This window comes from Brevibacterium sp. BDJS002 (assembly GCF_028201555.1).
Taxonomy (GTDB): Bacteria; Actinomycetota; Actinomycetes; order Actinomycetales; family Brevibacteriaceae; genus Brevibacterium; species Brevibacterium aurantiacum.
Genome location: NZ_CP116392.1, coordinates 359,769 through 380,465, shown reverse-complemented (window position 1 = coordinate 380,465; position 20,697 = coordinate 359,769). Strand labels below are relative to the sequence as shown.

The 20,697-nt window shown below is 61.8% G+C and carries 19 protein-coding genes; 10 read left to right on the top strand and 9 right to left on the bottom strand.

The window, feature by feature from the left end:
• Window positions 1-32: 32 nt before the first annotated feature.
• Complete coding sequence (locus PGC08_RS01755) at window positions 33-797, bottom strand: MerR family transcriptional regulator (RefSeq protein WP_271709361.1); 765 nt, start codon at window positions 795-797, stop codon at window positions 33-35.
• A gap of 121 nt (window positions 798-918) precedes the next feature.
• Between PGC08_RS01755 and PGC08_RS01750 the strand changes: the two genes are divergently transcribed.
• Window positions 919-1,089 (top strand): hypothetical protein, encoded by a 171-nt coding sequence (locus tag PGC08_RS01750; RefSeq protein WP_164743291.1) that lies wholly within the window; start codon window positions 919-921, stop codon window positions 1,087-1,089.
• A 21-nt stretch (window positions 1,090-1,110) separates the two neighbouring features.
• Here PGC08_RS01750 and PGC08_RS01745 read toward each other — a convergent pair whose 3' ends face one another.
• Together PGC08_RS01745 and PGC08_RS01740 are read right to left on the bottom strand one after the other, a co-directional pair.
• Complete coding sequence (locus tag PGC08_RS01745) at window positions 1,111-1,524, bottom strand: VOC family protein (protein WP_271709360.1); 414 nt, start codon at window positions 1,522-1,524, stop codon at window positions 1,111-1,113.
• A gap of 121 nt (window positions 1,525-1,645) precedes the next feature.
• Window positions 1,646-1,993, bottom strand: coding sequence for a biopolymer transporter Tol (locus PGC08_RS01740; protein ID WP_244223241.1), 348 nt, complete (start codon window positions 1,991-1,993; stop codon window positions 1,646-1,648).
• A 69-nt stretch (window positions 1,994-2,062) separates the two neighbouring features.
• Between PGC08_RS01740 and PGC08_RS01735 the strand changes: the two genes are divergently transcribed.
• Both PGC08_RS01735 and PGC08_RS01730 read left to right on the top strand, forming a co-directional pair.
• Window positions 2,063-5,128 (top strand): DEAD/DEAH box helicase, encoded by a 3,066-nt coding sequence (locus PGC08_RS01735; RefSeq protein WP_271709359.1) that lies wholly within the window; start codon window positions 2,063-2,065, stop codon window positions 5,126-5,128.
• Between the two features lie 32 nt (window positions 5,129-5,160).
• Window positions 5,161-5,799: a hypothetical protein gene (locus PGC08_RS01730; RefSeq protein ID WP_009883487.1), complete on the top strand. Its 639-nt coding sequence runs from the start codon at window positions 5,161-5,163 to the stop codon at window positions 5,797-5,799.
• 142 nt (window positions 5,800-5,941) lie between these two features.
• Here the strand turns inward: PGC08_RS01730 and PGC08_RS01725 are convergent, their stop codons facing one another.
• Window positions 5,942-6,265: a CHY zinc finger protein gene (locus PGC08_RS01725; RefSeq protein WP_096145676.1), complete on the bottom strand. Its 324-nt coding sequence runs from the start codon at window positions 6,263-6,265 to the stop codon at window positions 5,942-5,944.
• 101 nt (window positions 6,266-6,366) lie between these two features.
• Here PGC08_RS01725 and PGC08_RS01720 point away from each other — a divergent pair, with 101 nt between their 5' ends.
• A complete protein-coding gene (locus tag PGC08_RS01720) occupies window positions 6,367-7,407 on the top strand; it encodes a DUF2891 family protein (protein ID WP_271709358.1) in 1,041 nt (346 codons plus the stop codon).
• A gap of 102 nt (window positions 7,408-7,509) precedes the next feature.
• Here PGC08_RS01720 and PGC08_RS01715 read toward each other — a convergent pair whose 3' ends face one another.
• The 4 genes from PGC08_RS01715 to PGC08_RS01700 all read right to left on the bottom strand — a co-directional run bounded on the left by PGC08_RS01715 (window position 7,510) and on the right by PGC08_RS01700 (window position 12,832).
• A complete protein-coding gene (locus PGC08_RS01715) occupies window positions 7,510-8,535 on the bottom strand; it encodes an Abi family protein (RefSeq protein WP_271709357.1) in 1,026 nt (341 codons plus the stop codon).
• Window positions 8,536-8,821: 286 nt separating this feature from the next.
• Window positions 8,822-10,324 carry an aspartate ammonia-lyase gene (locus PGC08_RS01710; RefSeq protein WP_271709356.1) on the bottom strand — a complete coding sequence of 501 codons (1,503 nt, stop codon included), beginning with the start codon at window positions 10,322-10,324 and terminating at the stop codon, window positions 8,822-8,824.
• Between the two features lie 60 nt (window positions 10,325-10,384).
• On the bottom strand, window positions 10,385-11,677 hold the full coding sequence (locus PGC08_RS01705) for a flavin-containing monooxygenase (protein WP_127362636.1): 1,293 nt from the start codon (window positions 11,675-11,677) through the stop codon (window positions 10,385-10,387).
• Window positions 11,678-11,899: 222 nt separating this feature from the next.
• Entirely contained in the window at window positions 11,900-12,832 is a 933-nt protein-coding gene (locus PGC08_RS01700) for a LysR substrate-binding domain-containing protein (protein ID WP_271709355.1), read from the bottom strand.
• 174 nt (window positions 12,833-13,006) lie between these two features.
• On the opposite strand from PGC08_RS01700, the gene PGC08_RS01695 reads away from it, so the two are divergent.
• From PGC08_RS01695 to PGC08_RS01670, 6 genes are all read left to right on the top strand, one after another.
• Window positions 13,007-13,471 (top strand): RidA family protein, encoded by a 465-nt coding sequence (locus tag PGC08_RS01695; RefSeq protein ID WP_258771798.1) that lies wholly within the window; start codon window positions 13,007-13,009, stop codon window positions 13,469-13,471.
• Window positions 13,468-14,151 carry a DUF1028 domain-containing protein gene (locus PGC08_RS01690; RefSeq protein ID WP_271709354.1) on the top strand — a complete coding sequence of 228 codons (684 nt, stop codon included), beginning with the start codon at window positions 13,468-13,470 and terminating at the stop codon, window positions 14,149-14,151. Before PGC08_RS01695 ends, PGC08_RS01690 begins: the two co-directional genes overlap by 4 nt.
• Window positions 14,148-15,341 (top strand): M20 family metallopeptidase, encoded by a 1,194-nt coding sequence (locus PGC08_RS01685; protein WP_271709353.1) that lies wholly within the window; start codon window positions 14,148-14,150, stop codon window positions 15,339-15,341. The genes PGC08_RS01690 and PGC08_RS01685 overlap by 4 nt, the downstream gene beginning before the upstream one ends.
• Before the next feature lie 102 nt (window positions 15,342-15,443).
• Window positions 15,444-16,793 carry an MFS transporter gene (locus tag PGC08_RS01680; RefSeq protein ID WP_271709352.1) on the top strand — a complete coding sequence of 450 codons (1,350 nt, stop codon included), beginning with the start codon at window positions 15,444-15,446 and terminating at the stop codon, window positions 16,791-16,793.
• Window positions 16,794-16,829: 36 nt separating this feature from the next.
• Window positions 16,830-18,338, top strand: a complete 1,509-nt coding sequence (locus tag PGC08_RS01675; protein ID WP_271709351.1) for an aldehyde dehydrogenase family protein — start codon at window positions 16,830-16,832, stop codon at window positions 18,336-18,338.
• Between the two features lie 266 nt (window positions 18,339-18,604).
• Complete coding sequence (locus PGC08_RS01670) at window positions 18,605-19,954, top strand: hypothetical protein (protein ID WP_271709350.1); 1,350 nt, start codon at window positions 18,605-18,607, stop codon at window positions 19,952-19,954.
• Window positions 19,955-20,065: 111 nt separating this feature from the next.
• On the opposite strand, the gene PGC08_RS01665 is transcribed toward PGC08_RS01670, so the two are convergent.
• Window positions 20,066-20,683: a TetR/AcrR family transcriptional regulator gene (locus PGC08_RS01665; RefSeq protein ID WP_271709349.1), complete on the bottom strand. Its 618-nt coding sequence runs from the start codon at window positions 20,681-20,683 to the stop codon at window positions 20,066-20,068.
• Window positions 20,684-20,697: the final 14 nt, after the last annotated feature.

The window sequence follows — 20,697 nt, the reverse complement described above, 5'->3', positions numbered from 1 at the left end:
GTCAAGTCCGGAGGACTGAACTCAGGAAATCCTCAGCCAGATTCCTCGGCTATGCGGGCTTTGATGAAGGCGGTGAAACGCTCACGGTGTTCTTCCGCCACGTCCAAGGTCGGGTATACCTGGATGAAGGCTCGTTGCATGACGTCGATCTGGGCTTCGTTGTAGAGCTCAGTGATCGATCCGATGATGGCCGATTGCCCCATGGCGACGTCTCCGCGCATCCCGTGGTGCGGGGCGAGCAGCCAGGGGTTGGTCTCCAGATGCTCCTTCATACTTGGCGCAATCGCTTCGGCCAGCCTCGCGCGAGTGGCGTCATCGGCATCCTCGGCGAGGTCATTGACTTCTCGGTCATAGGGAGTCGTCGCGGTCATGATCGTCTTCATCTCAGCCATCGTCGCCTCATCGTAGAGACGCGAGTAGAGGGACATCAGGCTGCGATCGGGGCTGGACATCGTGGCCGCGATGTCGATGAATTCTGAGGCGGTGTCGATTGGGGCGCCGTGTTGCAGCAGCTTCGCGATCTGTTCACGGGCCTTTTCCAACTCAGCGATGTTCTCCCCGAGTTCGACGTCGAGCCGCTTGAGCGCGAGCTGCTGCGCTTCGTGGTCGTCTTCAACGGAGCTGATGTCGGCCAGGGGGATTCCGAGTTCGCGCAGTCGTCGGATCTGCAGGAGCCTGAGCACATGTGAGGGTCCGTACTGTTTGTACCCGTTGCTCATCCGCTCGGGGTCCGCGAGCAGATCGAGCTTGTGATAGTGCCGAATCGTGTTGACCGTCGTCCCGGTCAGCTCCGCCAACTCACTGGTGCTCCACCCCACTAGCCGTTCCCCTCGCCGCCGCGTCGTCGGTGCCTCATCATTGCCTGACTGAGTCCAGTGTATTGGCCTCTTCCTCGAGTCGGCATGTTTAGACTGAACCATGACTGAGTTCAATATCGGCGATACCGTCCAGGTCACGTCCGGAGCAATGGCACACAGTGTCGGCACCGTCGTCTATCTCTATGAGAAGACCGGAAAGTACCTCGTGCGGACGGGCGCCGGGGCACAGGACTACTACGCCCCGGACGAGATCGAACTGTTCAACCCCTGACGCAGGCGCTCTCACCGACCCCTACGCGACAAAGATGCAGAACGGGTGCCCCGAAGGATCTGCGAGCACGTAGAGCGGCTCATCGGGATCTTCCCTACGATCAAGCACCAGCTTCGCGCCCATGCCCAAGGCGCGATCCCGATGGAATTCGAGTTCAGCGACATCTGCGACAGTGACGTCGATGTGCAGCTGCATCGGGACTTCCGAACTCGGCCATGTCGTCGGCGGAAGTTCGTCGACACACTGGAAGGCCAGTCGTCTCCCTCCGTTTGCGTCGACGAGCACCAACCAGTCGGCATCATCAGACTGGTCTTCCGCTGGAGGAGCATCACCATCTCGATAGGAATAGCCGAGCAACTGGCGATAGAACTCCGCCAGTCTCCGCGGTTCAGTCGTGTCGAGAACAGTCTGTAATATTTCGGGATAAGCGGGCATTCTTCACTCTAACTCCGCCAGGTATCACAGCGGAGGGCCCAAGCCAGTACGAATCGGCACCGTTCGCGCGCTCCGTCATTCCTGCCCTAATCGCGCAGCCGCACTTACCGCTCCACGGTCCTCACCGCAGACGGGCCAAGGATTCCTCAGCGCGCGCAATTCGCTGGTCCACGTCCATCTGCCACCAATAGTCGCCTCGTTCTCCGAGTCCGTGCTTGGCGATAGAGACCCGATTTCGGGCAACACTGACATCCTCGTCCGTACCCGTCTTCTGTGCGGTGCGGACAGCGTTGCGCGCTGTGCCGAGGTGGCTTTTCAGTTCTGCGACCATATCCTCAGGCAGTTCCGGATCGGTTCTGCGCCATTTCCGGCCCTTGATGACCATCCATTTCTGCGCATCGGTGTATTCGCACTCCCCCTCGTGGCCCATGATCAACAGTCTGTTCTCCTTCGAAGACTGTGTCCACATCGCGTGTCCACACGATGTTCTGTGGGCGCTGAGAACCGACATGTCCGCCCTCAATGAGAAGATGGCACAGTGCCCGACACTGACCATGCTTCGTCCCATCACGCTGCCGGCTGGCGTGATGCCTTCGCCTCCCTCGCCGAGGTGGCTCCGCAGGAGCATACGCCTGTGGCCCTGGGATTCGAGCTCGTCGAGGTCGTGGCCCGCACCTGGTTCGAACCGAAGCACTCCGTCGTGCTGGAGAAGCAGGAGGTCTCCCCCGGCTCCAATCCCAGCCTTGCGATCCGCCCGCTGATCCTCAGCGAATCCGGCAACTGGGTGAAGAAGTCCCTGACCTGGCGCACCATCGATCGCATGGCCAGACAGTTCAACGTCGATCCCCGCCACCAGGAATGGTTCACCCAACTTTCGGGACTGCGCACCCGGGACAAAACCGACTTCACACCCGATGGCGCGCCGTACAACCTCGGCGATTTTCACACTCCGCTGCTGTGGGACATGTTCGCTCAGGCCGCCGAACTTGGGATCGAACTCGTCGGCGTCAATCAGGGCATGGACGTGCACATCGGGCGTGAGTCAAAGGCGATCATCGACGTCAACCGGGTGAAGAACCAGCTGCGGGTGCAGCCACGGGTCACGATCGATCAACGCGAATTCTCACCGGGTCTGACCAAGCCCATCTGGACGCACGGGTTCTTCGGCGTCGATCTGCGCACGGGCTTCACCGTAGCCATGGCACCGGCGGCCAAACCGACCGCACAGTCAGCACTCTCAGTATTCCAATCGCCCGGCCCGATCACGATCCCGGCAAGCGAATCCGAGGAGTTCTTCGAGGAGTACTACCCGCTGCTGCGCACCTCCGCCGAGGTCGTCAGCACCGACGAAACGGTGAAGTTCCCCCAGTTCAGCCAGCCGCGGCTGGTCCTCTTCATGGTCTACGGGGCGAAGGACCACCTGAGCCTGCAGTGGTGCTGGGAGTACTCGGGACCGCGCCGGACCCTGCCCGTGGTGCCCTTGTCGAAGCTCGGGACTTCCGCCATCCGCACCACAGCCGGCGCTCGCCCCACCCCGACTCCGGACCCGCGCGACAATCGCGACCTAGAGCATGAAGGCGGCGTGCTCGACCAAGTCGCGTCCGTCCTCGCTGAGACCCAACCGCCCGGTCACCCCCGCGACATGGAGCTCTCCGACGTCGACACCGCGGACTTCGTCGTCAATGTCTTGCCTGGGCTTGAGGAGATCGAGCACGTCAAGGTCATCACGCGCGGGAAGAAGCAGCCCTATCGTGAGCTCGGCGGGGAACCGAACATCACGATCACCTCGGTCGAGTCGGAGAAGAACGACTGGTTCGACCTCGGCTTCCAGATCACCATCGACGGCAAGCCCATCCCCTTCGTCAAGCTCTACAAAGCCCTGGCGTCGGGGACGAAGAAGATCAAGCTCGTCGATGACACCTTCCTCTCGCTGAACAAACCCGCCTTCGACAAGCTCAAGGCGCTCCTGGCCGAGGCCGATCTCATCCCCGAGTGGGAACCCGAGTCGCCCAAGATCACGCGCCTGCATGTGGGCCTGTGGTCGGAGTTCGAGGAGCTCGCTGACGAGGCCCAGCCCGCCCAGTCGTGGCAGGAATCCGCGCAGGCTCTGCTCGACCTCGACCACCTGCCCGCCGTCGAAGTCCCTCACCTGAACGGCGTCACCATGCGGCCCTACCAGGTGCAGGGATTCCGGTGGCTGGCGCTGCTGCACAAGTGCCACCTCGGCGGGATCCTCGCCGACGACATGGGCCTGGGCAAGACCCTGCAGACCCTGGCACTCATCGCCCACGCAAAGGCCGAGCACGCGAACTCTGGGAGCGGGGAACCGCACCCGCCGTTCCTCGTCGTCGCTCCCACCTCGGTGGTGGACAACTGGGCAAAGGAGTCCGCGAAGTTCACCCCTGACCTCGACGTTCGTGTCGTTTCCGAGTCGACGAAGAAGAGGCAGAAGCCCCTCGCCGAGGTGGTCGCCGGTGCCGATCTCATCGTCATGTCCTATGCGATGCTGCGCCTGGACGAGGACCCGATCTCCCGCCTGGACTGGGCAGGGTTCATCCTCGATGAGGCACAGTTCGTGAAGAACAGCTCCTCGCAGGTCCACAAGGCCGCGAAGTCGGTCAACGCACCCTTCCGCCTGGCTCTGACGGGCACTCCGCTGGAGAATTCTCTACGCGATGTGTGGTCACTGTTCTCCATCACCGCACCTGGACTCTTCCCCAGCTCGCATCGTTTCGAGAAGGAATACGTGCGGCCCATCGAAGGTGGTGAGGATCCGGGACGAATGGGACAGCTGCAGAAGCGGATCAGGCCGTTCATGCTGCGCCGCACGAAGGATCTCGTCGCAGCCGATCTGCCGGAGAAGCAGGAGCAGGTCATCAATGTCGAGCTCAATGCCGCGCACCGCAAGCTCTACGATCGGGTGCTGCAGAAGGAGCGGAAGAAGATCCTCGGCTTCATCGACAGGGAGTACGACAAGCAGCGGTTCATCGTCTTCCGGTCTCTGACCCTGCTGCGCATGCTCGCCCTGGACCCGCGCATCGTCGACGGCGAACACGAAGGTGTGCCCTCGAGTAAGCTGGCGGCGCTGATGGAGCGCCTCGAGGATGTTGTTGCCGAGGGCCACCGCTCGATCGTGTTCAGCCAGTTCACCTCATTCCTGACCAAGATCGCCGAGGATCTCGATCGCCGAGGTGTCCCCTACGTCGTCCTCGACGGCTCGACTCGCAATCGCGGCCAGGTCGTCGAAGAGTTCCGGTCCGGTGCCGCCCCGGTGTTCCTCATCAGCCTCAAGGCCGGCGGGTTCGGCCTCAACCTCACAGAGGCCGACTACGTCTTCCTCATGGACCCGTGGTGGAATCCGGCGACGGAGAATCAGGCGATCGACCGAGCGCACCGGATCGGACAGACGAAGAACGTCATGGTCTACCGCTACGTCGCCGAGGGAACGATCGAGGAGAAGGTCCTGGCCCTGCAGAAGAAGAAGGCCGAGCTCTTCTCCTCGCTCATGACCGACGGCGGAGCCTTCGAAGGGCGCGGCCCCAACGGGCAGGCATTCAGCCAGACGGTGACGGCCGAGGACATTCGGGGTCTGCTCGAGGGGTAGCACAGCGCCAACCAACTATCCTGATAGTGACGATGACTGATGACTCAAAAGCGACCCGGGAGCAACGCTGGCAGGAACGCCTGGCAGTGCCGGTTCTGGTCGCCGCACTCGTCTCGATCCCAGCAATCTTCCTCACCTTCCTCTCTGAGCCGTGGAGCGACGCCGGCAGAGTCATCAATCTCTTGTCCGGCTTGGTCCTCGTAGGTGAGACGCTCATACTCTTCCTCGTTACTCCTGACAAGAAGTCCTGGTTCAAACGGCACCTGTGGCTGATCGTGCTCACAGTTCTCGTGATCATCGGAGTCATCTTCGCCCTCGGCCCCGTGCAGCTGTTTCGCATCATTCGACTCGTCGGCGCATTACGTATTCTGCGTACAGGCAGAATCATCAAGGCCGGGCGACTACTCTCGGGACGCATCAGCGGCAGATGGAATCGTCTCGCAGCCCTGGGTGTCTCAATCCTGGTCGCGATCTTCGTCGCCGCCACTCTTGCCGATCCGAGTTCAACGGTCCGTGAGATCTTGCGCGGCGTCTTGCCCTTCGACTTCGGACCCATCGCGGTCATTGCCTCAGGGCTGATCCTGGCAGGCGCCACGTTCATCGTCCTCTTTGATCGCAACAGCAAAGACGAATTGGACGCAGAGCCTGGCAACGATGGCGGTCAGAGCTAAAGTCACCATCCGCCCGAGAATATTTACTTTAGATTGCCTAAAGTAAATATTGACGGCCACCTCGTGAGCTGAGGTTCGCAGCAAGCTGCACGAGAGGACGGCGCCCAGCGGAATCCGCGATAACTACGTGGCGGTCGCTGAGTCAGCCCTTGAAGTAGTAGCTCGAATGCGCCGCACACCGAGGGTTGAATGCCGCCGCGCACTCGGGACAAGCATCGGTACTCCGGTACGTGTCGATCGTCAGCTGTGACCAGCACATTCCGCAGAGGATGGCCGCCTGATCCCACTTCTCACGCGGCCATTGCTGGGCGGGATGATCGGTGGTCTCGGCGTGGCAGAGGTGGCACGGATAGTACCGGTCGCAGCACGCGAAGCGAATGGCGATGATGTCGAGCTCGGTCGCATAATGCTCACAACGCGTGTGCTCATCGACCGTCTTGCCATAGACCTGAGGAAACCTCGCCACCCCGCGCCCACCTTCCCCTCATTGAGCCGCTGCCAGTTCTCACTCTAACTGCCAACGCGCCCCGTCCGAGTAGAGTGAAATCCCCGAACCGATGAGGATCCATGCCGCAGTCTGCAGAGTTCGTCACCCCCTTCGCCGAGGTGGCCCTGAGCAACATCACCCGTGACTATCCGTACGCCGCCCACCACGTCGCCGGTTCACCTGCCGACATCGTCGAACCGCGGGAGAAGAACCCGGCCTTCGCGAACTCCTTCGACTGGCACTCCAGCGTGCACATGCACTACCTGCTCGTGACCCTACTGAGCACCGAGACTGCCCAGTCCGCACCCTGGCGCGACGAGGCCATCACAGTCCTCACCTCGAACCTCAGCACCGAGAATCTCGCCGCCGAAGCAAAGTTCCTCCGCGAGCACCCGACTTGGGAACGTCCCTATGGCTGGGCCTGGGCCGTCGAACTCGTGCGTGCACTTCGGGCCAGCGAGGAGCCACAGTTACGTGATCTGGCTCCCGGCGCCGAGGTGCTCGCCGAGACGGTCTTCGACCTGACCGTGGCATGGCTTCCACACATGCCCGAACCCGTCCGCCACGGAATCCACCCGAATACCGCCTTCGGTCTGCGCCGCATTCTGCTCGGCGCACGATTACTCGGCCGACACGACGTCGTCGACGCAATCGCGGCATCCGCTCGTCGCTGCTTCGCCGACGATCATTCCTGGAACTTCGTTCAGGAACGCAGCGGCCAGGACTTCCTCTCCCCCGGATTGTGCGAGGCCGACCTCATGGCCGAGATCCTCACCCCCGACGAGCTCGCCGTGTGGCTGCCGGACTTCCTCTCGGAACTGACGCCGGAGTCTCCCGCACTCTCCCCCGTCGAGGTCCTCGATCCGACGGACGGCTATCAGAGCCACCTCTATGGTCTAGGGCTCTCCGTTGCCGCCTCGATCATGCGCTTGGCTCCACGACTGCTTCAGATTACCGAGGACTCAGGCAATCTGGACCCCGCCGACCGCACCAGGGGCTTCCTCACCCGAGTCGACGCACTCATGGCACCGGGACTCGAAGCCGCAGTCTCCGACGAGTACATGGCCTCACACTGGGTTGCGACTTTTGCGTGGGAAGTACTGGAGCTCAAGAAGGATTGAGATGGATAGGTACGGCAGGTGACCTGCGGACCCCAAAAGGCACGGGGGTCGTGTAAGTGTCTGCTCTCCACCCAAACCTGGTGGTCGACTATCGTCCAGAAGTTACTGCCACAGGAGCTTGGTGTTCCAACTCGCAGGGAAGCCCATGTCCAACTCCGGCGTGACTACACGATGTCCATCGGGTGTGATTAGCGGGAGGCTGAAGGACAGGATGTGATCTCGAAACCTGGCAGGCCAATCACTCGGTTCAGAATGTGACCTAAGCATGAAGGCCAAGACGGCGGCATTTATATAGAGCCGCTTGCTCTCAGTTGAAGTGCGAGAATATCCAGGGGTTGAGACGTGGTCCAGCAATGGGCCAGCTGTGTGCCTGGGCGCGATCGACTGCGCGCGCTTGAAGTGTCGGTTGAAAAGCCGCGAGCCATGGGCGCAGTAGTTGCGCAAATCGGCGACTGCCCGGACGACTTTCCCGAACGGGGCGGGATGCATGAAGCCAAAATCATTGGCCACAGCCCGGGCATCAGCGGACTTCATCAGCTCGAAGAGATACGGCAAGCTCCCGAAACTGAGAAGTTCGGTTACGGCCCAGACCGGTAATGGTTGAGAGGGATATTTCGCTAGGTGATGAGCAACAAAGTCCTCTTCCGGCTTCGCACTTCCTATGGCTCTATCGACGGTGCGTTTCCAGGCCTGGAATTTAGTTTGAGGTGGCTGACTCCTGGGGATCAGCGTATTGCACTTCGCGGTGTCAAGGCAGTTTCGGTCTAAGTGCGCAGCCGGATCCAACCTGGCCAAAGCGTGCGCAATCGAAGCACGCAAGCGAATTTCGAAGTCCAAAGTCCCGTCTAGGCAGATGCGGGCCAACTTCATGTCGAACTCTTCAAGAGTTATGACATGATCGATGCTCGCCCCTGTCATGTACGTGGCAGCTCGGTATTCGCGCATTGCGGCATTGATCTGGTCGGCAGGCAGCAGCTCACGGAACACGTAGCGGTATGCTCCAGACCGGTGGTAGCCCACCCGAGTGAGGAAACCGAGGGCGCGTGCGTGATTCGGAATCTTCAGCCCAGCTTCAGCCAAGTCTGTAATCAGATCCTCGCGCTCTTTGAACGCTTTTGTGAAGTGCATGCAGCTCATTATCGCGCAAATGAAAATCGTCTCCTTGAGTCCGAGGACTCAGAGGGAGACGATGTCTGATGCCCCCAGCTTAGCACTCGGCGAAGGAATATTCACTGCGCTCGTCGGCGCACAGCTCCTGCGATGCCCTGTGCGCCAGCTCCTGGCACCGCCGTTAGCGGCCACCCAGGTAAACGGAAGAATACGACAGCAACAAGGAACCCCTCGTCGAGTTCCGACGCTCCACCGGTTCGCTGACCAGCGGACCCCACCTCACACCGCCCACGGCCAAGTCTGGTCACTCTGGAGATGGCACCACCGGCAGCTCCGAGGTCATCTCGTCACGGGGCACCGCCTCGGCGCTATCTGCCGAGTTCTCCACACCATGGTCGGCAGGCAGGCCGGTGAGGCGTTCGGGTTTGAGGATCTCCTCGAGCTGAGTCCTATCGAGGAGCCCCTGGGCCACGACGAGGTCGGAGATCGGCTCGTTCGTCGCCAGCGCCTGCTTGGCCAGCTGCGCGGCAGGGGCATAACCGATGACCGGGGCCAGAGCGGTGATGACGGTGACGGAACGGGCCACGGTGTCCTCGAGGGCCGCCTCGTTGGCAGTGATGCCGTTGACACAGTTGACGCGGAAGGTCTGGCAGGCACGCTCGAGCCAGGTGATCGATTGGAACAGGGAATGGGCGATGACCGGCTCGAACGCGTTGAGCTGGAGCTGGCCGGCCTCGACGGCCATGGACACGGTGACGTCGGCACCGGCAACGGAGTAGGCGACCTGGGAGACGGCTTCGGGGATGACGGGGTTGACCTTGCCGGGCATGATCGACGAGCCGGCCTGACGGGCAGGCAGGTTGATCTCACCGAAGCCGGCCTGCGGACCTGAGGACAGCAGACGCAGGTCGTTGGCGATCTTCGACATCTTCAGAGCGCTGCGCTTGAGCGCCCCGGAGAAGGTGATGAAGACGCCGGTGTCCGAGGTGGATTCGACGAGGTCGCCGGCGGTGACGAGCTCGAGTCCGGTGATTGTGCGCAGGTGCTTGATCACCGCTTCCTGATACCCGACAGGGGCGTTGATCGCCGTTCCGATCGCCGTAGCGCCCATGTTGACCTCGCCGAGGAGTGCGACCGCGTCTTCGAGCCGCTGGACGTCCTCACGCAGGGTGGTGGCGAAGGCGTTGAATTCCTGGCCCAGGGTCATCGGCACCGCGTCCTGGAGCTGAGTGCGACCGACCTTGATGATGTCGGAGAACTCGCGACCCTTCGCGGCAAAGGCATCCGCCAAAAGCGTGAGTTCGCCGAGGAGGTTCTGCAGTGAGAAGGCCAGCGCGATCTTGATCGCCGTCGGGTAGGTGTCGTTCGTCGACTGGCTGTGGTTCGTGTGGTCGTTGGGGTTGATGAACGAGTAGTCGCCCTTCGCGTGGCCGCCGATCTCAAGTGCGCGGTTCGTGATCACCTCGTTGGCGTTCATGTTCGTCGAGGTGCCCGCCCCACCCTGGATCACGCCGACGGTGAACTCGTCGTGGAGTCGCCCGCCCTTGATCTCTTCGCAGGCGGCGTCGATGAGGTTGGCCCGCTGCTCATCAAGGGCACCGATCTCAAGGTTCGCCCGTGCCGCCGCCTGTTTCACACAGGCGAAGGCACGAACGAAATCGGGATAGACGGAAACCGGTCGGCGCGCGATCGGGAAGTTCTCGTTCGCGCGGGCAGTGTGCACACCCCAATACGCTGCAGCGGGGATTTCGAGGCTGCCGATCGAATCGGTCTCGGTGCGGGTTGGGGCGGAAGCGCTGTCGGTCACCGCTGGTGCCTTCTTTCGTCGTGAGGATGCGTCATGATCGCCGAGGTTGTCCCTCGGATCTCACGATACTGCGGCCTCGAGAAGGGCGTTATGATCTGGCTCATAGTCGCGGTACTTCCGCTGGATATCGACCTGGTCGGCAAGATATTTCGCATCGTGCCACACGCCCCAGATGAAACTCGAGCCACGGCGCGAAAGCCATGGCAGGCCCAGGAAGTACATGCCGGGAACAGGGGTGACACCACGCCGCTGGACCGGGTAGCCGCGATCGTCAAGGACACCGTCGACCTGCAGCCAGGAGTAGTCGACACCGAATCCGGTCGCCCAGATCACGGTGGTCACGCCCGCGTCAGCAAGGTCGAGTTCGAGAATCGGGTTCGTCACGCTGTCGGGTTCAGGGCCGAGGACGTGTGCTTCAGGCTCGGGTGGCAGATCGAGGCCGTTGCGTTCGATGTACTCATCGGCCTCGCGCAGCAGGGAGAGGTAGTTGTCGTCACCGCGGGCGATGTTTGCGCCTAGGTCGGAGCCGATCTGCAGTTTGCCGTCGAGATAAGAGTTGGCCCGTCCCAGGAGGGTGATTCCCGAGGCTGCGAGGTTGCGGAAGTCCACGGTATGCCCACCTTCGGCGCCGCTGACGGCGATCGTGACGTGGTCGGCGCCCACAGGTGGTGCGGCCAGATCCCATTTGCCCAGGGCTCCGAGCCACCAGCAGAAGTCGCGGTTGCGGTAGGCCCGCGGCGGGCGATCGTGTGGACCCACCGCCAGGTAGACCTTCTTGCCGGACTTCTTGATCTCTGCAGCGATCTGAACGCCTGAGGATCCCGCACCGACGACGAGTACAGCGCCTTCGTCGAGCTGTGCGGGGTTCTTGTAGGAGTTTGAGTGGATCTGGGTGATCCCGGAACTCTCAGGGATGATGGCTGGAATGGTCGGAGTCTGGAACGGGCCCGTAGCGGCCACGACGTAGTCAGCAGCGATGGTCCCCTGGTCGGTTTCGACCAGATAGCCGCGGGCATTCTCGCGTTCGGTCACTGTGGTCACGGTGACTCCGGTGCGCACGGGGAGATTGTTGTCATCAACGAGGGTGCGGAAGTATTCGGCGACCTGATCCTTGGTCGCGAATCCGTCGGGGTCGACGTCAGCGAACTCCTGAGTCGGGAACCGGTCGTGCCAGGCGGGGCCGTTGGCGACGAGGGAGTCCCAACGCCTGGACTGCCACGCCTCGGCGATCCGGTTCTTCTCGAGAACGATGTGCGGCACTCCCCTGGACTGCAGGTGCTCGCTCATCGCGATTCCGGCTTGGCCCGCGCCGACGATGACGACTTCAGTGGTCTCAGTTTCCTTGCCCGGCATGGGACACTCCTGTTCTCGAAAACCGCGTCTGACCTGCAGATACGGCACTTGCGTCTTTGCTCGTGGGGCGATGATGGTGTCCGCCCTCTCGTGATCCAGCAAACCGCAGTTGAGAGTGTCAATGCCAATAGTTGTTGACGGTCAATTGCATCTACTGAGTAGATGTAGCCGTAAGGAGTCAATCATTTCCGGGTATCTCGAAGCTCAGCGGAATCGACACGGTCAGGCAGAGGTTTCGGGCGAGGCCGCCTCGGCGAAGATCTCGCGCATCATCGTCGTCACAGCCCTCGCCTTCGCTGTTCCTGCCGCCTGCGACAACGCCGAGACGACGAGGTGCAGGCTCGGAGCAGGGTCAGCGATTTCGAGGATCGCCGTCTTCGCGCCGGTGTAGGTCTGTTCGATGTCGGGGCGCTGGTTGAGGATCGAGAACCCCAGCCCCATCGCGACCATCGAGCGCACGGTCTCGTAGTTCGAGGACTTGTATTTGACCTTGGGAGTGATGCCGGCCGAACGCAGCATGGTGAGGAAGTACTCGCGGCTGTCGGGCAGGTCGAGGAGGACGAGGGGGTCCTCGGCGAGCGTGGACAGCTTGACTCTCTTCTTCCCGGCCAGCCGGTGGCTCGTGTCGACGATGACGTGCGGTCGCACCTCGCCGACCCGCTGGGCCTGGATACCTTCGGCGTCGGTGAGGTCGTAGTTGATCGCGATCTCCGCCCGCCCACTGCGCAGCGCGGCCATGCACTCCTCATGGTCACCCTCGACAACCTCGATCGACAGCTCGGGGTGGCGTTCGTTGAGCCGCCCGATGAGCTGGGGAAGGATGAACGGGGCCAGGGTCTTGAAGCAAGCGAGGACGATCGTGCCGCGGACCTCGTTCTGCCCGGCTTGGATCGACTCGACCGCATCAGTGATGAGCCCGAAGATCTGGCGGGTCTCGTGCAGCAGCCCTTCACCGGCGGGAGTGAGCACGAGGCCCTTGGAGTGCTGGCGCACGAAGAGCGGGGCACCAAGCGCCTTCTCCAGTTGATTGATCGCCGTGGACACCGCCGATTGGGCGATGTGGAGCTCCTGGCTGGCCGTGGTCATGTTCAGTGTCTTCGCGCATTCTGCGAAGTACGAGAGCTGGGTGAGCGTGATCGAGAACCTGTGGACCATGGCGACCTCTTCGTCAGTGAAGTTATTCTTCAGATTTGGAATCTGTTTTTCAGATGGAGTCTCTAGATAATAACTATTTCACAGATACTCCGATGTTTCCGAGAATGGAACCACACACCGAACGGCCCCACAACCCGTTCGACATGTTCCGATCAGCTCGAAGAGGAGACCGCAGTGGCCGAACCCACGCACACACGTCTGAGAATGTTCAACACCAAAGAGACCTACCCCGAACAGAATCTCGACAACGATCTGTGCCAGGCCGTCGTCGCCGGTGGAGTCGTCTATCTCCGCGGGCAGATCGGCCAGGACCTGGAGACTCGCGAGTCCGTGGGCATCGGTGACGTCACCGCGCAGGCGGAGAAGGCGATGTCCAACATCGCCATGCTCCTCGAAGAGGCGGGCAGTCGGCTCGAGGACATCGTCAAGGTCACCATCTACATCATCGATCCCCGCTACCGCGAGGATGTCTACCGCACCGTGGGCAAATGGCTCAAGGGCGTCTACCCCGTCTCGACCGGCATCGTCGTCCAGGCCCTGGCCCGCCCCGAGTGGCTCGTCGAGATCGACGCGACCGCCGTCATCAGCGAACCCAGCGCATCCAAGGCCGCATCCCCCACCGCCGAGGTGGCCAAGTGACCTTCTCCCTACTCCTCCACGATCCAGATACCGGTGAGTTCGGTGCCGCAATCGCCTCGTCCTCCCCGGCCGTATCCGCTCGGTGTCTCAACCTGGCCGATGGAATCGGCGGGGTGAACTCGCAGAACGTCACCGACCCCCGCCTCGGCGGGCGGATCCTCGACGAGATGGCAACCGGGAAGCCGGCGCAGCTTGCCCTGGATTCCATCGTCGACCAAGTCGAGTCCGAGATCATCGCCTACCGCCAGATACTCGTCATCGACGGCGCCGGCAACACCGCTGCCCATTCCGGTGCCGAGGCGCTCGGGATCTTCGGTGCCCGCACCGAGCAGAATGCCGTGGCCGGTGGAAACATGCTCAAGTCGCTCGACGTCCTCGATGCCTTCATCGAGACCGCCCTGTCCACGACGGGACCGATCGAACGTCGCCTCTTCGCAGCCTTCCAGGCCGCCTTCGACGCCGGAGGAGAGGCCGGTCCCGTGCATTCGGCCGGGCTCGCCGTCGTCAGCGACGCCGGGTGGAGGGTGACTGATCTGCGCGTGGACTGGGCCGAGGAGGATCCCATCGGTGAGCTCGGTGAGCTTCTCGACATCTGGATGCCCCAACGCGAGGACTACATCACCCGCGGTCTCAATCCCGTAGCCTCACCGTCCTACGGTGTCCCCGGAGACGAGCGATGAGCCAGCCCACCGACGTCGAACAGTCCACGACACCGGGCGCCGCTTCAGTGACGATCGCAGATCAGTCCGTGAAGGATCGGATCGCGGCCCGCCTCGCCGAGGTGAGCCCGGTACTCATCGGTCTGTCCGATTCGCTCCACGACGACCCCGAACTCGGGTGGCAGGAATTTCGGTCCTCCGCCTCGGTTGCCGGCGTCTTGGCCGCTCACGGCTTCACCGTCGAACATCCCTACCTCGGACTCGAGACCGCCTTTCGTGCAACGTTCGGCACCAGCGACTTCACCATCGGATTCCTCGCCGAATACGACGCGCTGCCAGGACTCGGTCATGCCTGCGGGCACAATCTCATCTCCGCTATGAGCGTGGGAGGGGCCATCGGCCTTGCCTCAGTCGCCGCTGAACTCGGCATCACGGTCGAGGTCATCGGCACACCGGCCGAAGAAGGCGGCGGTGGGAAGATCGAACTCCTCGAACGCGGCGCGTTCACTGAGCTCGACTTCGCCCTCATGGCTCACCCCGCACCCGTCGATGTCGCCGAAGCCGAGCCCTTCGCCGTGACGCACTGGCATGTCGAATACACCGGCCGGGCTGCTCACGCCGCCGCCTACCCGGAGCGCGGCATCAACGCCAATGACGCATTCCTCGTCGCCCAGGTGGCCCTCGGTCTGCTGCGTCAACAGCTGCCGAAGACGGTCAGGGTTCACGGTGTGATGACCAACGGCGGTGAAGCACCGAACGCGATCCCGGCGAAGACGGAGGGTCGATGGTACGTCCGGGCCGAATCGACCGACGAACTGCTCGAAGTCGAGAAGCAGGTCATCAACTGCTTCGAGGCCGGGGCGCTGGCCACCGGAGCGAGCCTGTCGATCACTCCGGAAAGCAAACGGTATGCCGAGATGCGCACCGATGAGGAAGCGCTGGAGTCCTACCGGAGCAATGCCATCGCCCTCGGACGCAACTTCGACGTCGACCCGGTCGCGGCCACAATGAATCGCGCCTCGACGGATATGGGCAATGTGTCCCAGATCGTCAATGCGATCCACCCCTACATCGGGGTCGGAGGTGAGGCCAGCAACCACCAGGCCGCCTTCGCCGAATCCTGTGTCGGAAAAGAGGCTGAACGCACGCTCCTCGACGGCGCCACGGCTCTGGCGTGGACCGCAGCAGACGTCAGCGCCAGGCGTTCCTGAACTACCCGCACCATCGGTCTCAGTCTGAGGCCACACGCACAGCATGCAACACCACAGAACAAGGTCCCCGGCGGACCTGAAGTTCCAAAGGAGGAACTCGATATGAGCGGTGCACACCCTGCCGACGCGAATGACCTGGCCTACAAGAAGGGCCTGCAGAAGAGCGTCGCAGCCGGATCCATCGGCGTGCTCGTCCACTGGTTCGACTGGGCCGTCTACGCCTATATGGCGACGACGATCGCAGCGATCTTCTTCCCTGAAGGCGACGAAACGGCGGGCCTGCTCGCAACCTTCGCCGTCTTCGCCGTCTCCTTCCTCGTCCGTCCGCTGGGTGCGATCATCTTTGGTCGCCTCGGCGACAAACTCGGTCGCAAGGTCACCCTCTCGGTCGTCATCCTTGCCATGGCGGCTTCGACTCTCGTCCTCGGCATCCTGCCGACCTACGAGACGATCGGGATGCTCGCGCCGATCCTCCTCATCGTCACCCGCATCGTGCAGGGACTGGCCGCCGGCGGCGAATTCGGCAGCGCGGCGGCGTTCCTCGGCGAGTTCTCACCCAGAAAGCGCCGAGGCTTCGGCTGCAGTTGGCTGGAATTCGGCTCCCTGCTCGGATTCCTCCTCGCATCCCTCGTCGTCTTCCTGCTCACCCAGGTACTCAGCCCCGAACAGGTGCTGGCGGGCGGCTGGAGGATTCCCTTCCTCATCACCGTTCCACTGGGTCTCGTAGGCCTCTACATTCGCCGCAAGATCGAGGACACTCCAGAGTTCGAAGCCCTGCAGAAGATGGAGACCGTCTCCGAGTCACCGCTGCGTGAGGTCTTCAAGCGCAACCCCAAACAGTTCCTCCAGACGTGTGGCATGGAGATCTTCATGAACGTCACGTTCTATGTCGTCCTCGTCTACCTGCTCACTTATCAGGAGACCGAGCTGGGCTTCGACCCCGGCCGAGCGGCCCTGCTCTCGACCCTGGCTTCGGCACTCGGACTCATCATCGTTCCGCTCTCGGGCATCGCCTCCGACAAGTTCGGTCGCAAGCCCGTGCTCATGACTGCGGCTGTCTCCCTCACAGTTCTCGCGATCCCGCTGTTCATGCTCATGCAGGTCCAGTCCGACCTGGCCGCGTTCGTCTCGACCTTCGGCCTGGCGTTCATCCTCGCCATCATCCTCGGCACTCACGCCGTGACCGTCGTCGAGCTCTTCCCGACGCGGACCAGGCAGACCGGGCTCTCGATCGCCTATGCGCTCACGGCCGCTCTGTTCGCCGGAACCGCACCCTACGCCCTGACCTGGCTGATCGAGAACACCGGCAGCATGCTCAGCCCGGGCTTCTTCTTGGCCGTCGTCGGCGTCGTCGGCATCATCACCGTTGTCTCGATTCCAGAGACCAAGGGCGTCGACCTCCTCAAGGACGATGATCTCGACACCCCGGCAACAGCCTCGGCGAGCGCTTAGCCATCCATACCACCACACACGACTGGAGACTCACCAATGACTGACACGATCCCAGCACCCACCACCGCCACGACCTGGCATGACAAGGCAGCGAAGCTGACCATCGACGGACGTCCCGTGATCAACGGCGAGCGCGTCGAGGCACGCTCGGGCCAGATCCAGGCGAAGACGAACCCTGCCAACGGTGAGACGATCTCGCAGCTCCACCTCGGCGGGCAGGCCGATGTCGATGCTGCGGTGAGTGCGGCACGTGCGGCCTACGAATCCGGGGAGTGGTCGCGAACCTCGGCCACCCATCGCCGTGAAGTGCTGCTGCGCCTGGCTGATCTCATCGAGGCTCGGGCCGACGAATTCGCTCTGCTCGACACCCTCGACATGGGCAAGCCGATCGGGGAATCTTCGACGATCGATGCCCCTGGTTCCGCCGCGCTCTACCGTTTCTACGGGGAGGCGATCGAGAAGACCGCGGACGAAATCCCGGTCACGCCGGTAGGGTCGACCGCCCTGGTGACCCGTGAGCCGCTCGGGGTCATCGGCATCATCGTGCCGTGGAACTACCCGCTGGAAATCGCGACGTGGAAAATCGCTCCAGCCCTGGCGGCAGGCAATGCGCTCGTCGTCAAACCCCCGGTCGAAGCCTCGCACTCGATCCTGCTGTTGGCCGAACTCGCCGCCGAGGCCGGGGTTCCGACGGGCATCCTCAACGTCGTCCCCGGCCGCGGATCGGTCGTGGGTAAGGCGCTCGGCATGCACATGGACGTGGACATGCTCGGTTTCACCGGGTCCACCGAGGTGGCCATGCAGCTCCAGCAGTACGCCGGGACGTCGAACATGAAACGTCTGGCGCTCGAAGCCGGTGGGAAAAGTTCGAATATCATCTTCGCCGACTGCGACGACCTCGAAACCGCAGCCCAGAAGTCGGCATTCGGTGCCTTCTACAACCAAGGTGAGGTGTGCTCGGCGAACTCACGTATCTTCGTAGAGCGCTCCGTCTATGAGAACTTCCTCGAACTCTTCACAACCGCGGCCGATGGCTTCCAGCCCGGTGATCCCCTGGACCCGGAAACGGCGATCGGGTCTCTGGTGTCTGAAAAGCATGCCGATCAGGTGTGGGAGTGCGTCGAGGAGGCCCGCGCGGACGGCACCATCGTCAAGGGCGGCAATCGCCCGGAGATCAATGGCTCCAAAGCGTTCATCGACCCTACGATCGTCACCGGCCTCCCAACCGATCACCGCCTCCACCAGCATGAGATCTTCGGTCCCGTCGCTCTCGTCACGCCCTTCGACACCGAGGACGAAGCGATCGAGAAAGCGAACGGAACGCCGTATGGTCTCGCGGCCTCACTGTGGACCGGCAGCATGGCCCGGGCCCACCGCGTCTCGTCCCACCTCGTCGCGGGCACGGTCTCTGTCAACACCGTCGATGCCCTCGGCTTCACGACACCGTTCGGAGGATTCAAACAGTCCGGATTCGGCAGAGACCTCTCCGTCCACGCCCTGGAGAACTACTCGGACTTCAAGACCACCTGGCTGCAGTGGGGGTGATTGCCCGTACCTCTCGCAGCCCACGCTTCTAGCGCTACTATTGTCTCAATCGTTCAGCCCGGTCGGACCCGTCCGACCGGGCTGGATCTTTGTTTGACGCGATTGCACGATCGGCAAGCAACCTGCGTTCCCTCTCGGTGACTTTAAGTCCCCCGCCTTCTCCAGTCGACGCCACCTAACAGCCAACACAAAAGCTCGACTACATATGTCACAGGCGTGTGCTTCAATCAGTATCAACGAACAGATTGGCGCAGAGCGGAGTCGGGATGAGCGCAACTACAAAGGCATACACAGAAGAAGAGCACGCACAGCGCGTTAAGCGTCAGGCGATCGCCGAACAGTACAGGAACCTCCTGCTAGTCGGCCCTGTGCCCGCACGAATGGTCGAGGACTGGGCCCAACGAATGACCCACCCTTACACACTCACTACTGTCGACATCGAGGCACACTTTCGCCCTCTTTGCTCTCCGTATACATTCGGCCGCTGGGCACACGCAGCGTATGTGATCCGCAATGTAGAGGTACCAGAGTGTGTCACCGAAATAATTCGAAATACACATCTACGGGCTGACGCCAGTCAGCAACTCGTGGGCGCGCTCGAACTTTTCAATCCGAAAAGAATTGCACCCGTGACGCAGCTGGCGGAGCTCCAGCGGGCAAGTCACACGACACCTTCGATGTATGAGACGGTCGCATGCATTGTCATGCCACCGAACGCTACAAAGTCGGCAAAAAGTTCAGCGTTGATTAGACGTGGTTGCGACGCATTACGTGAACTCGGAATGACGCAGGCAGCCGACATCATGTGGCGACATCACGAGGCACTGCTATCCGACGAAAATTCTGGGAAGCCGAAGGCTCAGAATAATATGCCTCGGCCTAAACCTGCCAACTCTCTGCAATCGCCTCCACCTAAGCCGGCTTCGAACACCAATCTGACTCCGAAAGTCTCAGTGCGTACAGCGGCGCCAGCCATCAAAAAATCGGCGCCGATGGCGGCCGTAATTGTGCTCAGCAGTGCGGAGCTACTCATGCTCTCAGAGTTTGTTGCAACATCGCGCCATGTACAGCTAGATGTAGATGCCCGGTATCTGGCTGCAGAACTGACACAGCATTATCGGTGGATGCTAGTTTGCCCAGAGGCAATTCGCTTACCAGTCGGCCACGACACCATGTCTTTTGCAGGCATTGAAGTAGTTGTCGACGAAGAAGCAATCACAGTCATTTTTCACGTCAACGGGAAATCCCGTCGCCAGCCGCGCACAGTAATAACCCGTAGAGGGATACATCGGGCGGCCTCCGGATCATTGGCGCTCACAGCGCAGGCGGTGCTGGCTCTATTGTTCGGTGCGACGCAACGCCTACGAACAGCTTCGGGACGATCGGAGGTTTCGGTCGCGAAAAGGTTCGCCAGCAAGCTCGGGACCGAGGCTGTGGCGGTCTATCGGTTCACCGGACTTTTCCAATGGACTGACAGGATAAAATTCGTTCGCGCCGTGAAACGGTCTACAACCAAGAAAACGGCTGCCAGCCGGAAAGCACACGAAGTTCGCGGGCATGTTCGTCGATTGAAAGGGCAGAAAGTCCGAGTACGACCACACCGGCGAAAATCATGACGGGACAAGTTCACCAAAAAACACAACCACACTGAAGTGCGTCAGTCACAAAATCAATGTTGAGCGATCACGCAACTTGCAGAATCAGACTGAGTGGCCACTGCCACAACTTCACCGCGATTCGGTCGGCCGATCGAGCATGCACCCCGTCATGACCTCCGCATTGGCAGCGATCATCCGATAGATGTCATCGGCTTCGAGGGGTGTCCCGCCCATGAAGTGCAGGCCGTAGGCGTCTTCCATCGCCACCAGATTGCTCGCCGCCGTCTCGACCGGCAGCGCCATCGTGAACTCGCCGGCTGCCACACCTTTGCTCAGCACATCAACGTAGAGCGAGACCTCGAGCCGGTACAGTTCGGCCATGAGCTGCGCATGAAACGCATCCCGGTAGGCGTGAGTGTGCAGCTCGTTGAGAACCTGGAAGTCGATGTCATCAAGCGACGTCGGAATTCCGCTGCGGATCGTACGCCGCAACCTGACCGCTGGGTTCTCACTCTCGGCCTCCTGCTGCCTCCGATTCCAATAGAAGCGCGAAACAGCGTCCTCGTGGACATCGCGCACCAGATCGCCGAGGTCCGGGTAGTAGTACGCAACCGACCCGGCACCTAGCTCCGAATACGCGGCAACATCGATCGCGCGCAGGCCGTTGAGGCCCCGTGCAACGATGGCTCGTTTTGCCGAGTGGACCAGCTGCTCACGACGCGCCTTCTGATTCTTCGGTCTCGCCATACCTTCATTATCTC